Origin of the sequence: Parathalassolituus penaei, assembly GCF_026626885.1 — a bacterium.
In the GTDB taxonomy this organism is placed as follows: Bacteria; Pseudomonadota; Gammaproteobacteria; order Pseudomonadales; family Oceanobacteraceae; genus Oceanobacter; species Oceanobacter penaei.
In genome coordinates this window covers 208,499-222,195 of record NZ_JAPNOA010000039.1, presented here as the reverse complement: position 1 = coordinate 222,195, position 13,697 = coordinate 208,499, and the positions used below count along the sequence as shown (strand labels likewise).

The 13,697-nt window shown below is 58.3% G+C and carries 11 protein-coding genes; 9 read left to right on the top strand and 2 right to left on the bottom strand.

Going from position 1 to position 13,697, the window contains the following annotated elements; all coding sequences use genetic code 11:
* Positions 1-46 precede the first annotated feature (46 nt).
* Positions 47-1,465, top strand: a complete 1,419-nt coding sequence (locus tag OUO13_RS13945) for an aldehyde dehydrogenase family protein (protein WP_283174509.1) — start codon at positions 47-49, stop codon at positions 1,463-1,465.
* 814 nt (positions 1,466-2,279) lie between these two features.
* On the opposite strand, the gene OUO13_RS13940 is transcribed toward OUO13_RS13945, so the two are convergent.
* Entirely contained in the window at positions 2,280-3,245 is a 966-nt protein-coding gene (locus tag OUO13_RS13940) for a helix-turn-helix domain-containing protein (RefSeq protein WP_283174508.1), read from the bottom strand.
* A 204-nt stretch (positions 3,246-3,449) separates the two neighbouring features.
* Between OUO13_RS13940 and OUO13_RS13935 the strand changes: the two genes are divergently transcribed.
* From OUO13_RS13935 to OUO13_RS13910, 6 genes are all read left to right on the top strand, one after another.
* Complete coding sequence (locus OUO13_RS13935; protein WP_283174507.1) at positions 3,450-5,081, top strand: GMC family oxidoreductase; 1,632 nt, start codon at positions 3,450-3,452, stop codon at positions 5,079-5,081.
* Between the two features lie 121 nt (positions 5,082-5,202).
* Positions 5,203-6,435, top strand: a complete 1,233-nt coding sequence (locus OUO13_RS13930) for an MFS transporter (RefSeq protein WP_283174506.1) — start codon at positions 5,203-5,205, stop codon at positions 6,433-6,435.
* 87 nt (positions 6,436-6,522) lie between these two features.
* Positions 6,523-7,452, top strand: coding sequence for a transporter (locus OUO13_RS13925; protein WP_283174505.1), 930 nt, complete (start codon positions 6,523-6,525; stop codon positions 7,450-7,452).
* Between the two features lie 662 nt (positions 7,453-8,114).
* Positions 8,115-8,288: a hypothetical protein gene (locus OUO13_RS13920; RefSeq protein ID WP_283174504.1), complete on the top strand. Its 174-nt coding sequence runs from the start codon at positions 8,115-8,117 to the stop codon at positions 8,286-8,288.
* A 237-nt stretch (positions 8,289-8,525) separates the two neighbouring features.
* The gene (locus OUO13_RS13915) at positions 8,526-9,725 is read left to right on the top strand and encodes a multidrug effflux MFS transporter (RefSeq protein WP_283174503.1); all 1,200 of its coding nucleotides are present in this window, start codon (positions 8,526-8,528) and stop codon (positions 9,723-9,725) included.
* 191 nt (positions 9,726-9,916) lie between these two features.
* Complete coding sequence (locus tag OUO13_RS13910; RefSeq protein WP_283174502.1) at positions 9,917-10,225, top strand: hypothetical protein; 309 nt, start codon at positions 9,917-9,919, stop codon at positions 10,223-10,225.
* 10 nt (positions 10,226-10,235) lie between these two features.
* Here the strand turns inward: OUO13_RS13910 and OUO13_RS13905 are convergent, their stop codons facing one another.
* On the bottom strand, positions 10,236-11,165 hold the full coding sequence (locus tag OUO13_RS13905) for a LysR family transcriptional regulator (RefSeq protein WP_283174501.1): 930 nt from the start codon (positions 11,163-11,165) through the stop codon (positions 10,236-10,238).
* Between the two features lie 242 nt (positions 11,166-11,407).
* Between OUO13_RS13905 and OUO13_RS13900 the strand changes: the two genes are divergently transcribed.
* Together OUO13_RS13900 and OUO13_RS13895 are read left to right on the top strand one after the other, a co-directional pair.
* Positions 11,408-12,562 carry an amidohydrolase family protein gene (locus tag OUO13_RS13900; RefSeq protein WP_283174500.1) on the top strand — a complete coding sequence of 385 codons (1,155 nt, stop codon included), beginning with the start codon at positions 11,408-11,410 and terminating at the stop codon, positions 12,560-12,562.
* A 74-nt stretch (positions 12,563-12,636) separates the two neighbouring features.
* Complete coding sequence (locus OUO13_RS13895) at positions 12,637-13,659, top strand: SMP-30/gluconolactonase/LRE family protein (protein ID WP_283174499.1); 1,023 nt, start codon at positions 12,637-12,639, stop codon at positions 13,657-13,659.
* Positions 13,660-13,697: the final 38 nt, after the last annotated feature.

Here is a 13,697-nt window from a genome sequence, read left to right as displayed (position 1 = left end):
GGTAGATCCGCCCGGGCAACACAGAACAACAAGAGGTGCCTTTCATATGTACTTTTTTAACAACATTGCCGGTGGCCAGGTTTTGTCAACCAGCGAACGTTTGCTGGTGACCAACCCGTCCACTCTGGATATGGCTGGTGAAGCCCCCAAGGCCAGTCTGGAACAGCTGGATCAGGTGATTGCTGCCGCCACGGCGGCCTTTCCGGGCTGGTCGGCGCTGTCCGACGGCGAGCGTCAACAGTACTGTATGAAAGTGGCCGACAAGCTGGAAGCGCACCATGAAGAACTGGCGCGAATTCTGACTACCGAACAGGGCAAACCTATGGGTGCCATGGGTTCCATGTTTGAAATTGGTGGTGCCATTGCCTGGACGCGGTATACCGCCAGCCTCGAAGTGCCAGTAGACGTGCTGCAGGACGATGCCAACGGTCGGGTAGAAATGCACCGCAAACCGCTGGGTGTGGTGGGTTCCATTACCCCGTGGAACTGGCCAGTGCTGATTGCCATCTGGCACATCATTCCGGCGATTCGTACCGGTAACACCGTGGTGTGCAAACCGTCGCCATATACCCCGCTGTCGACCCTGCGCATGATCGAACTGATGAACGAAGTGCTGCCAGCCGGTGTGGTGAACAGCATTACCGGTGGCGATGAACTCGGTGGTGCCTTGTCTGGCCATGCGGCCGTGCAGAAGATTGTGTTTACCGGTTCGACCGCCACTGGCAAAAAAGTGATGCGTTCGTCTTCCGAAACCCTCAAACGTCTGACCCTCGAACTGGGCGGCAACGATGCCGGTATTGTGCTGCCGGATGCCGATCCGGCGGCCATTGCACCGGGACTGTTCTGGGGTGCTTTCAACAACAACGGCCAGACCTGCGCCGCACTGAAACGCCTGTACGTGCATGAAAGCCAGTACGAAGCGGTGTGTGATGCGCTGGTGGCTTTTGCCAGCACCGTGGTGGTGGGTGATGGCTTTAACGAAAAGAGCGAGCTGGGTCCGGTGCAGAACCGTATGCAGTTCGACAAGGTGAATCAGCTGGTGCGTGCTTCCATCGAAGGTGGCAGTCGCGTGTTGCTGGGTGGCCCGGTTGATGACAGCAATACCCTGTTTTTCCCGATCACCCTGATTGCGACCAATAACCCGGACGATCCACTGGTGCACGAAGAACAGTTTGGTCCGGTACTGCCGATTATTCCTTACAGCGATCTGGATGCGGTGGTTGCCGCGGCCAACAACAACGACAACGGTCTGGGTGGTTCGGTGTGGACCAATAATCTGGAATCCGCCCGTGCGGTGGCTGGCCGTCTGGAGTGTGGTTCGGTGTGGATCAACAAACACGGTGCTATTCAGCCGAACGTGCCGTTTGGTGGCGTGAAGTGTTCCGGTATTGGTGTGGAGTTTGGTCAGGAAGGTCTGTTGGCCAACACCAATATTCAGGTGGTGTTCCTGCCAGCCAGTGCATGATTCATGTGAGATAGCTGTGGTGTCAGGCTGGTGGTCTGGCGCCCGGCTGTTTATCTCCTCCCGGCACATCAGCGACCGGGTTTTTCAGGGCCCAGGGGCCCTCTTTTTTTTCTGCTGTTCTGCTCTTTGCTCACCCTGCTGTTACCTCAGGATGGGCAGAACAGCCTTTTTCGTCCTGACTGCCTCTGCAGTATTGGGGAGGCCTTGCTCCAGGTACTCCCGTTTTTTTTGACTGCCGTTTGGTGGTGTATCGTTTTTATTCTGCTGCGTTTTTTTACCTTGCCCGACATCTGGCCGGGCCGCGATCGGATCTGGCGTCTGGCCGGGCCGCGATCGGATCTGGCGGTTACTCGGCTTGTTAATTGGCCAGGCTGCATGCCCTCTTGGGGGACCTTGTCCCCCGGCCGGGCGGGCCTCCCCCTGCTTTTGCCCGACTGGGCTCGTTTACCCGAAATTCCCCGACAACGGCGTTTCGACCCCGACCCGATGGCACGTCCTTGTGCCAACGGGTCTGGCGGGGCATCCATGCCCCGGCCGGGTCGGCCGTTGCGGTGAATCCCGGCTCGCCCAGATGGGCATTCAGTAGCCAGCTGCGCTGGGCGAAATTGGTGTGCTGGTGGATGCTGTTCGTCTGGCGTCTGGCGTCTGGCGTCTGGCGTCTTTCTCGTTCCCACGCTCCCGCGTGGGAATGTTGTGCTGGTGGTTTGGGTCTGGATGCTGTTTTTCCGACACCCGACACCCGACACCCGACACCCGACACCCGACACCCGACACCCGACACCCGACACCCGACACCCGACACCCGGTTCAAGCCTCAGGACGAGATTCGGCGGCTTTTCTGGCGGGTTTCGGTCGGGCTTTCGCCAAATACGTCGCGGTAACGGCGGCTGAAATGGGCGGAGTGGTTAAAGCCCCAGTGGAAGGCGATGTCGCTGATGCTCCAGTCGCCCAGCTGCGGGTTGCAGATGTCCTCACGACAACGCGACAGGCGTTGTTGCCAGATATAGCGCTGCACGCTGGTGCCTTGCTGGGCGAACAGGCGTGACAGCTGGCGTTCGGAAATATGCAGGTTGGTGGCCAGCAGGTCGGCACCGAGGCTGTCTTCGGCCAGATGGCGTTGCACAAAATCTTCACAACGACGCCACAGGGCGTTGTTGGATTCGCCAGACAGGTAATTGATCAGCAGGATTTGCAGTTGCTCCAGCACCGGGCGAATCGCTGCCTTACCCTGCACCGATTGCTGCAGGCACTGGTTTACCTGCTGGTGGATGCCGACGCAGCTGGTTTCGCTGTAACGGATATCGTGGCGCAGGTGTAACACCTCGCCGCGTTTCCAGTTACCCAGATACTGGCTGGCCACTGGCTCGGGCAGGTCCATCACCACCATGGCCATATCGGTTGAAAAACCATGTCCGTACGGCAGCTGGGTGTCGTACAGCACGATATCCCCCGGCCCGTGTTGGGCGCAGCGGTTGCCTTGCCAGGTAAATCCGAGACCTTCGAGCATAAAGCAGGCAAACACCGAATGGCGTTGATCGTTGCTGATGTCGACGTGGCTGCGCTGGATGGAATGGGGGTTGGCGCGAATGAGGTTCAGGCGGGCCTGATCAAGATTAGCGTGGGTCAGGCTGGCTTCAATCGCGGCCGGTGCCGGGCTTGGGCAATCAATGCGGATAACGTGCTGGTTGATCTGTTCCAGCCAGAAGGCGCGGCGGTCCTGCTCGGGCCAGTCCCAGGTGCGGAATTGAGGCTGAATGCTGTTTTGTGCTGCTACCCGCATGGTCGTTCTCCCGCGATTGTTCTTATGGTAACGCGAGCGCCAGTTATCGCTGATGTGAAATATTTTGTAAATATATTAACTAGTTTGGGTAAAGCAGTTGGCCCGAATGATCAAGCGTGAACGCTCCCTGAAACGCAGACTGCCGGCCTGTTGTGGCCCTCCGCCAGAGGGACTGCTGAATAACAATAAGCCGTGAGTCAGTGTATGAAACAGCCAGATTATATTGTGGTTGGTGGTGGATCCGCCGGCTGCGCCATTACCCATCGACTGGTGATGGCAGGCAAGCAGGTGTTGTTGCTGGAAGATGGTCCGGAAGACGACACCCTCTACATTCACATGCCAGCCACCTTTGTCCGTGTGATTGGCTCCAAACGCTCCGTGGTCTACGAGAGCGAGCCGCAACCGGAAGCCGGTGGTCGCAAAACCTACGTTCCACAAGGCCGTACTCTCGGTGGTGGCAGCTCCCTCAATGCCATGGTGTACATCCGTGGCCAGCGTCAGGATTACGAAGACTGGGAAGCCCAGGGCTGTACCGGTTGGGGCTGGGATAACGTGTTGGCGGCGTTCAAGCGTTCTGAAAGCCACATGCGTCTGAGCAATGAATACCACGGCACCGAAGGTCCGCTGAAAGTCTCTGACACCCGTCACCGTCACCCGCTGACCCTCGCCTTTATCAAGGGCGCGCAGGAAGCTGGTCTGAACTACAGCGACGACTTCAACGGCGAAAAACAGGAAGGCGTGGGTTTTTACCATACCACCACCTTTAACGGTCGCCGTGGCAGTACGGCTGCTACCTATCTGGCGGCGGTGAAAGGTTCCCCAAAACTGACCATCAAGACCGGTTGCTACGTCTCCCGCGTGTTGTTTGATGCCAACAAAAAAGCCACCGGTGTTGAAATCGTCGACAAGAAAAGCGGTGAGCTGAGCCAGATCGCCGTGAAGGAAGAAGTGATTCTGTCGGCCGGTGCGCTGTCGACTCCCAAAATCCTGATGTTGTCCGGCATTGGTCCGAAACAGCACCTGCAGGAACACAAGATCAAGCTGCTGCACGATGCGCCGCAGATGGGCCAGAACTATCAGGACCACCTCGAAGTATCCGTGTACGGCCGTTCGAAGGAACCGAACTCACTGCTGGGTAACGATCAGGGTCTGAAAGCCCTGCGCAATGGCTTCGAGTGGGTGTTCTTCAAGAGCGGACTGCTGACCTCCAACGTGGTGGAATCCGGCCTGTTTGCTGATACCTCCGGTTGTGGTCGCCCAGATATCCAGTTCCACGTGATTCCAACCCTGATGGGTGACGTTGACCGTGAACCGGTAGAAGGCCACGGCATCTCTCTGAATCCGTGTTTCCTGCGTCCGAAATCCCGTGGTTTCGCCAAGCTGCGCAGCGCCAACCCTCTGGATTCGATGATTTTCGAAAGCGGCGCGCTGAAAGAGCAGGCCGACGTCGACACCCTGGTGCGAGGCGTCAAGCTGGCCCGCAAGATCCTGCGTACTCCGTCCATGAAAGCGGTGGTGGACCACGAGCTGCTGCCATCCCGCAAGGATGAGGTATCGGATGCCGAGCTGGAAAAACACGTACGCCAGTTTGCCAAAACTGTTTATCACCCGGTCGGCACCTGCCGTATGGGCAGTGATGAGCAGGCCGTCGTTGACCCGACCCTGAAAGTGAATGGCGTGACCGGTGTACGGGTGTGCGACGCCTCGGTGATGCCAACCCTGGTGTCCGGCAACACCAACGCGCCGACCATCATGATCGCCGAGCGTTGTGCTGAATTCATTCTGGGCCTTGAGGCCTGTGCCAATCGTCCTTCCTCCCAGCGAGGAGTGGCCTGAGGCAAACCGTCAGCAGCGGGCGGTTTGCCGCTTGCTGCTGACTCGCTGTTCGCGCTTACCCAAATAACCAAGCAATCCAAACAACAAAAACAACCAGAACAACAAAAACAACGGTGTACTCATGAAAGTAAATACCTACGAAAATCGGCTGCTGCTGATTCTGTTCCTGTGTTTCGGCTTTGTATTTTTCGACCGCCTGGCGCTGTCGTTCCTGTTTCCGTTTGTCGCTGCTGACCTCAACCTGAACAACTCCCACCTGGGCATGTTGTCATCGGTGCTGGCTCTGGCGTGGGCGCTGTCCGGTATGACCCTGGGCCATATCGCCGATAAAAAAGACTCTAAAAAATACATTCTGGTGATTTCGGTAGTCGCCTTTACCGTCTGTTCGGCGCTGTCCGGCATGGTCACCACCTTCGTCAGCCTGCTGATTTTCCGCGGCCTGATGGGCATTGCCGAAGGTCCGGTGCTGCCGATCTCCCAGTCGCTGATTGCCGATGCCTCCAACCCGAAACGCCGTGGCCTGAACATGGGTCTGGTGAATGCCTCTGCACCGGGTCTGATTGGTGCCATTGTGGCTCCACCCATCCTGATCTGGCTGGCCACCGATTACGGCTGGCGCACCGCGTTTTACGCCACCATGATTCCGGGCCTGCTGATTGCCTGTCTGATCATGCTGTTTGTGCGTAACAAACACGTGCACGAATCCATTGCGCACCAGCATGTGCATGTCAGCAAGGGTGATATCAAAACCCTGCTGAAGAACCGCAACATCCTGCTGTGTGTGCTGATTTCCTGCTTCTACATTTCCTGGTTTATCACCCTGATTTCCTTCACCCCGACCTTCCTGATGCAGGCGCGCGGTTTCACCCCGGAAACCATGGGCGGAATCATGGGTTCACTGGGCTTCGCGTGGATGATCTGGGGCTTTGTGATTTCGGCACTGTCCGACCGTTTTGGCCGCAAGCCGATGATGATCCTGTTCACCCTGATCGCCACCGCTTGCCCGATGGTGCTGTTGTACGCGGATGCGGATTCCATGCTGCCGCTGGTGTTCCTGACCTACACCGGTCTGGGCTGCTTCACCCTGTTTATGGCAACGATTCCGGCGGAAACCGTTTCCCCATCCCAGGTGGCAACCGCACTGGGCCTGATCATGGGTGTGGGCGAACTGTTTGGTGGTTTCGTAACCCCGACCATCGCCGGTTTTATGGCTGATACCTATGGCCTGCAGGTGGTGATGTGGATTGCCTCTGGTGGCTCCCTGATTGCAGCGTTCCTGTCGCTGTTCCTGAAAGAAACCGCACCGGCGCGTGTGGGCGTGGCGACTTCCCAGCTGGCGGCCGGCCAGATCTGAGGCGTCACTGATCGACCATGGCCGCGGCCTTGACCGGCGCGGCCGTACCAACCCCACAACCAATAATAAAGACCGAAAGGGATTGATATGAACAACCGTTCCCACAACAGCACTCACCCTGTTACCGCTCGTTCAAACCGTTTCCACGCGGCTGCCCTGAGCACCGCTATGACAGCCGCTCTGCTGGCTAGCCCACTGAGCCAGGCACTGGAAATCTCTCCGGGTGACTATGAGCCGCTGCCGGATCAGCTCAATCTGGCGATCCTGTACCTGAACACCACCTCCGGCAAAGAGCTGTACAGCGACGGCAAGAAGGTGAATGACAACTTCAAACTGGATACCCAGGTGGCGATTGTGCGTCTGCTGCACAACATCGACCTCGCCAATGGCGTGAAAATGGAACCGCAGGTGGTGATTCCATCCGGCTCCCTGAAAACCTCCGGTGACGCCGATGTGCTGGGTGATGCCAGTGGTCTGGGCGATATTATTTTTGGTCTGCCGTTCAAGTGGACCCTGGAAGGCGACAGCAAAAACGTTTTTGCGCTGGCTCCGTTTGTGTACGCACCAACCGGTAACTACGACAAGGATCAAGCCCTGAACATGGGTGAGAACCGCTGGCGCTTCCTGCTGCAATCGACCTATATCCACCACTTCAACAGCCAGTGGGCGCTGGATTCGGCGGTTGATGTGTCCAAAACCACTACCAACAGTGATTTCAACGGCGGCCAGTCTGACCTCAAGCAGGCTACCCGTTACGAGCTGCAGAGTTACCTGCGTTATGACCTCGGCGGCGGCAACTTGCTGGGCGCTGGTTTTGGCCATATCGGTGGTGCCGAGCGTGAAGTGGACGGTGTGAATCAGGATGATGCGCTCAGCACTACCTATTTCCGCGCCACCCTCAGCTATTTTGTTGCGCCGCAATGGCAGCTGCAGGGGCTGGTGGGTAAGGATGTGAAAGTGGAAGAGGGTATCAAGCAGGACTTTCAGGGGCAGTTGCGGATTACCCGCGTGTTCTGATGCTGTTTGTCTGACGTCCGGCGCTTTGCGGCCACTCGGCTTGTTAATTGGCCAGGCTGCTTGCCCTCGTGGGGGACCTTGTCCCCCGGCCGGGCGGGCCTCCCCCTGCTTTTGCCCGACTGGGCTCGTTTACCCGAAATTCCCCGACAACGGCGTTTCGACCCCGACCCGATGGCACGTCCTTGTGCCAACGGGTCTGGCGGGGCATCCATGCCCCGGCTGGGTCGGCCGTTGCGGTGAATTCCGGCTCGCCCAGATGGGCATTCAGTAGCCAGCTGCGCTGGGCGAAATTGGTGTGCTGGTGGATGCTGTTCGTCTGGCGTCTGGCGTCTGGCGTCTGGCGTCTGGCGTCTGGCGTCTGGCGGCTGGCGGTTACTCGGCTTGTTAATTGGCCTGGCTGTTTGCCCTCTTGGGGGACCTTGTCCCCCGGCCGGGCGGGCCTCCCCCTGCTTTTGCCCGACTGGGCTCGTTTATCCGGTTTTCACCGACAACGGCGTTTCGACCCCGGCCCGATGGCACATCCCTGTGCCCTGTCTGTCGGTGAAAATAGGGCCTTGCGGGGCATCCATGCCCCGGCTGGGTCGGCCGTTGCGGTGAATACCGGCTCGCCCAGATGGGCATTCAGTAGCCAGCTGCACTGGGTTAAAGCGGTGTGCTGGTGGATGCTGTTCGTCCGACGTCCGACGTCCGACGTCCGACGTCCGACGTCTGGCGTCTGGCGTCTGGCGTCTGGCGTCTGGCGTCTGGCGTCTGGCGTCTGGCGTCTGGCGTTTACCGATTTTGTATCGTTATTTTCAATACAAGCCATATTCGGAACCGATTGTGTCGTCAGATGAATAAATGCGTTGAGGTCAGGCTGGTTGTTGGGTCTTATGGCCGGTGCTAGCGTTAGCGCTACAACCCAAGATGGCTGAATCGCATCCATAACACTTCCAAACCGCGGTGGCACTCGGGGACGATCAGTCTTTCTGCAGGGCTTGCTTGAGCCTTGCAGCCTGTCCCAAGGTGCTGTTCTCAGCTGTCGTAACAGGTTTCACCCTGTTTCCTGACAACTCCTGAACCGGAATTAACGTATGAATGCCCCCATTGCACGCCCGACGACCGGGCTGTTGCTGATGTTGTCGGCGCTGACCGCGCTGACCCCTCTTGCTACCGACGTCTATCTGGCTGCTGTGCCGGTGATGGCGGAAGCGTTTGGCCGTTCCCTCCACGACATTGAACTGTCGATCAGTTTTTATTTGCTCGGTTTCAGTATTGGCCAGTTGCTGGGTGGGCCGTTGTCGGACCGTTATGGCCGTCGGCGGATGGTGCTGTTTGGTCTGTCGGTGTTTGCCTTTGGCACCTTGATGATTCTGCTGTCACCAACCCTGGAGTTGCTGTGGGGCGCGCGGGTGTTGCAAGCACTGGGCGGTGGTCTGGCGGTGGTGAATACCGGGGCGATTATCCGTGACATGGCCACCGGCCGCGAAGGTGCCGGTTACATGGTGCGGGTGGTGCAGGTGATGATGATTGCGCCGCTGGCGGCACCGATTCTGGGGATGCTGATCCTCAAAATCAGTAACTGGCAGATGATTTTTGTGTTCCTGCTGCTGTACGCCGCGGTACTGATTGCGCTGTTCCGCCAACACTTGCCGGAAACCAGCCAGTACCGGGTGCGCGGTAACCTGTTCCGTAACTATGGCATTGTGCTGGGGGAACGCCGGGTGTGGGGTTTTATTGCCTCGACCTGTGCCGCCTATGCCGGTTTGCTGTCGTTTATTACCGCGTCGCCAAGTGTGTACATGGGTTACTTCGGGATTTCCGAAGGGGCTTACCCGTTTGTATTCGGTGGCAACGTGTTGTGTATGGTGGCCATGAGCCGCGTGAACCTGAAGCTTTTGAAGCGTTATAACCCGAGTCAGCTGGTGTCGTTTGGGCAGGCGGTACAGTTGAGTATGGGGGTGCTGATGGTGCTGTATGCGCTGCTTGCCGAGCATATGCAGCTGATGCCTCTGATGCTGATGATCATGGCGTTTATGGGCTGCCACGGCTTTATTGTCGCCAACTCAACCTCGTCGACCACCGAGTTTTTCCCACAACAGGCTGGTACCGCTACCGCCCTGATTGGTGCGCTGGGCTTTGCGTCCGGTGGTCTGGCCGGTGCGGTGGTGAGTGCCACCAGTGATGGGACGCCGCTGTCGATGGTGGCGATGATGGCCGGTGGCTGTTTGCTGGGGATCACCCTGAGGTTTATCAACAGCCGTACCCGTCCGCCGGTTTCCAGCGGCGACTGAGCCAACCCCTGCTGACGGCGCCTGACATCTGATGCGCGCCGTTTGGCACTGCTGGCGCGACCTGTGTCGCGTTGTTGCAGATTTATGACCAATGAGCCGGGTTTTCCGGCTCTGATCCTGCCCGATGTCAATATTCCCGCATGCCAAGTCGTTAGCCTGACGTTATTCCTAACGTTGTCAGGAGACACAACATGAAACGCCTGTTACCGATGGTCCTGCTGGCCGCAGCCAGTTCCCTCACCAGTTTCAGTGCCAGTGCTGCTACCAGTGACTGGTGGGTGTTCCGTAATGCTCAGTGTGAACCGGCGGCTTACACCCCGGATGAACTGGTGAAAATCAAACTCTCCACCGTACTGCTCGACCAGCCAGCCGATGGCTGGAAAGTGCTGGCTGGCAAGGATGAGCCGGATTCGCTGATTTATTTTGGCCATGGCAAGGCTTCCTGCGAAGCCCTCGGCAAGGCGCTCTCCAGCGGTCAGTTACACCTGCAACACCACTGAGCGGGCGTTGTTACAGTGACTGTTTGCGGGCCTGATCCAACTCGCGGGAAACGTCCAGCATCAGCTCCCGCATCCAGCGATTCACCGGGTCAAGATCCTGGATCTGGTGCCACTGCAGGCCCCAGCTGAACGGCGGAATTTCCAGCGGTGCTTCGAGAATTTTCAGCGGCAGGTACTGAGCCCAGGTCTCGGCCAGACGGCGATGGATGGTGGCAATCCGGCGGGTTCCCACCAGACATTGCGGCACCGCGGTGAAGGTATTCACAATTACCTCGGCGCGCCGTTCAATACCGCCACGCGCGGTCATCCATGCGTCCACACTGGGGCGGCGTTTGGTACCAAACTGCACCATCACATGGCCCATCTGCAGGTACTGTTCACGGCTGATGCTGTCGCCAATGTCGGGATTCTGATCCCAGCACATCACCACAAAATCCTCGTCAAACAGCTTGATGCTGGGGTGTTCCGGTAGCAGGAATTCACTCGGCAGCAACAGAAAATCGATATTGCCCTGTTCCAGTTCGTCTTGTGGCGAGTTGCTGGGCGACATGGTTTCGAAGGTAATGCCCGGCGCGATTTCCGCCGCCCGTCGCCACACTTCCGGCATCAGGACCGTTACCGGGTAGTCCGACATCACCATGCTCAGACGCCGTTCGGTGGTGGAAATATCAATATCGGGGCGGGCATCAAGGGTGATCTGCACCTTCATCAGCAGCTCACGTACCGGCACGATCAGGCTTTCGCCGAGTGGGGTCAGGATCATCTTGCGGCCCACCTGCACCAGCAGCTGGTCGTCGAAGTATTCACGTAATCGGGCCAGGGCTCCGCTGGTGGCGGACTGACTGAGGAAAACCTTTTCACCGGCGCGGGTGATATTGCGTTCGGTGAGCAGGGCATCCAGCACCACCAGCAGATTGAGGTCAAAACGATTAAATCGCATGACGCAGACTCCTTCGGGTTAAAGCCCGATCTTGTTATTTTTTTCTATCGTATTCGCCGATGCCTGTCATGGCAACAAACGATTTAGTGGATACCAAAACTCCCCCTAGTATGGCCTCATCAGCCGAATGGACAGTGACAACGGTGCAGAAACCGGGTCTGAAACAGCCGTTCGGTACACAAGAATAACAACAGGGTCGTGGAGTCCGGTTATGCCGCCCGCGCCCGGCAGTGAGGTGTCCGATGGACAAGGTTCGGTTGCATCTGTGCGGACCTGGCTGTGACAGTCAGTGTGATCGCAAGCAGCAGGCGGCGCAGGCCGTAGCCCGCCGTGATCGCTCGTTCCCGGTTGTTGATACTCATTGCCACGTGCTGGTGCCAGCGGTTGAAAAGCTGGTGGCTGGCCACCCCCTGAAAATCGCCGAAGACCAGGCCAACCTCAAGGCCTCCGGTGACGCCTCGGTGCAGTTCAATCGTGAACAGATGCTGCCCGCGGTAGTCCCCCGTTTGCTGGACCCTGAAGTACGTATCGCCGACATGGACGCCATGGGGGTTGATATCCAGCTCCTCAGTCCGGCGCCTTCCCAGTACTACTACTGGGCCGATGAAGATCTGGCTGCCCGTATTGTGGCGGTTCAGAACGACGCCATTCAGCAGCTGTGTCTGCAATATCCACAACGTTTTGTTGGCCTCGGTGCCATTGCCCTGCAACACCCGCAACTGGCGGTGGCGCAGCTGGAGCATGCGGTACTGGAGCTGGGCCTCAAGGGTGTCGAGATTTCCACCCATGTGGGCAACCTCGAACTGGGCGATGAACGTCTGCAGCCGTTCTGGGCCCGTGCCGAAGCGCTGGGTGCACTGGTGTTTATCCATCCGTTTGGCAGTCAGGTCGGCGAGCGTCTGGCCTCCTGGTATCTGTCCAATCTGGTGGGCCAGCCACTGGAAACCACGCTGGCGTTGTCGCAGCTGATGTTCAGCGGCACCCTCGATCGTTATCCACAACTGCGCATTCTGGCCGCTCACGGTGGTGGTTATCTGCCGTTTTATTGTGGCCGCAGCGACCACGCTGCCAAGGTGCGCCCGGAAGTGCAGGGTGCCCGTCTGTTGCCATCGCAGTACCTGCGCAACCTCTGGTTCGACAGCCTGGTATTCAGCCCACAAGCGGTACGCCAGCTGATTGATCAGGTGGGTATTGGCCAGGTGGTGCTGGGGACTGACTACCCGTTCGATATGGGCGCTTATGACCTGCACTGGCTGGTCGAGCAGGTCCCCGGACTGGATGCCAGCCAGCGTCAGCAATTGTTGTCGGGTAATGCCCTGCAACTGCTGGGGCTGGACGCTGAAGCCTTTTTGCCGGCGCTTGCCGCCGACCCGCTGAACCCGCAAGAAGAATCATAAAAGGGGACTCAACCATGTCTTTTGTATCCCGGAATCCGGGTTATCCGGCTGTGCTGCCTGACTGAGGAAATTCCATGACCACCAGTAATCCATTAATCGGCTTTACGGTCGATCGGGAAAGTATTGTCCACGTCGGCCGCGACCTGCAGCGCCCGGAATGCATTCTGGCCGAGCCGGATGGTTCGCTCTGGACCGCCGATGCCCGTGGCGGTGTGGTGCACATTGCACCCAATGGTGAACAGACCCTGATCGCCCAACAGGTGGGCAAGGGCCTGGATGCCAATGCTTCCGCAGCCGACCGCATGATGGGTGGCACCCTGCCAAACGGCATCGCTTTTGATGCCCGCGGCAACATCGTGATCGCCAACTTCGGCACCGATGCCATCGAGCGTATGAGCCGTGACGGCAAATCCGAACTGCTGTTCGACAGCATGGACGGCAAGCCACTCGGCAAGATGAATTTCTGCCTGTGCGATAGCAAAGGCCGGATCTGGTTCAGCGTGACCACCCGTCAGGTGCCGTGGACCAAATCCATCAACGAAAAAACCGCCGACGGTTATGTCGGTGTGATCGACGAGCACGGCATTCGCCTGGTAGCCGACGGTTTTGTCGGCACCAACGAAATCCGCTTCGACGCCAACGAAGAGTGGCTGTACGTGGTGGAAACCAATGCTCGCCGTATTTCCCGCGTTCGTATCAACGACAACTGCGAAGAAGTGGCCCGTGAAGTGTACGGCCCGTCAGACCTCGGCGGTTTCCCGGACGGTTTTGCCTTTGATGCCTACGGCAACCTCTGGATCACCCTGATTCTGACCGAACGCCTGATCGCTCTGACCCCGGATGGTGAAGTGCTGACCCTGCTCGACGACGGCAATCCGGAAGCCCTGGCGATTTACGAAGAACACTATCAGGCCGGCACCACCACGCCGGAACTGATGGGAGCCTGTAAAGGCACCCTGGCGCCGATGATGGCCAGCATCACCTTTGGTGGCCCGGATTTGCGCACTGTGTACATCGGCAGCCTGGCGGGTTCGACCCTGCCGAGCTTCCGATCCCCGGTTCCGGGATTAGCGATGACGCACTGGCGTCAACGTTAATCCCACGCTCGAACTGACCCAGATAAATATAACAAGGA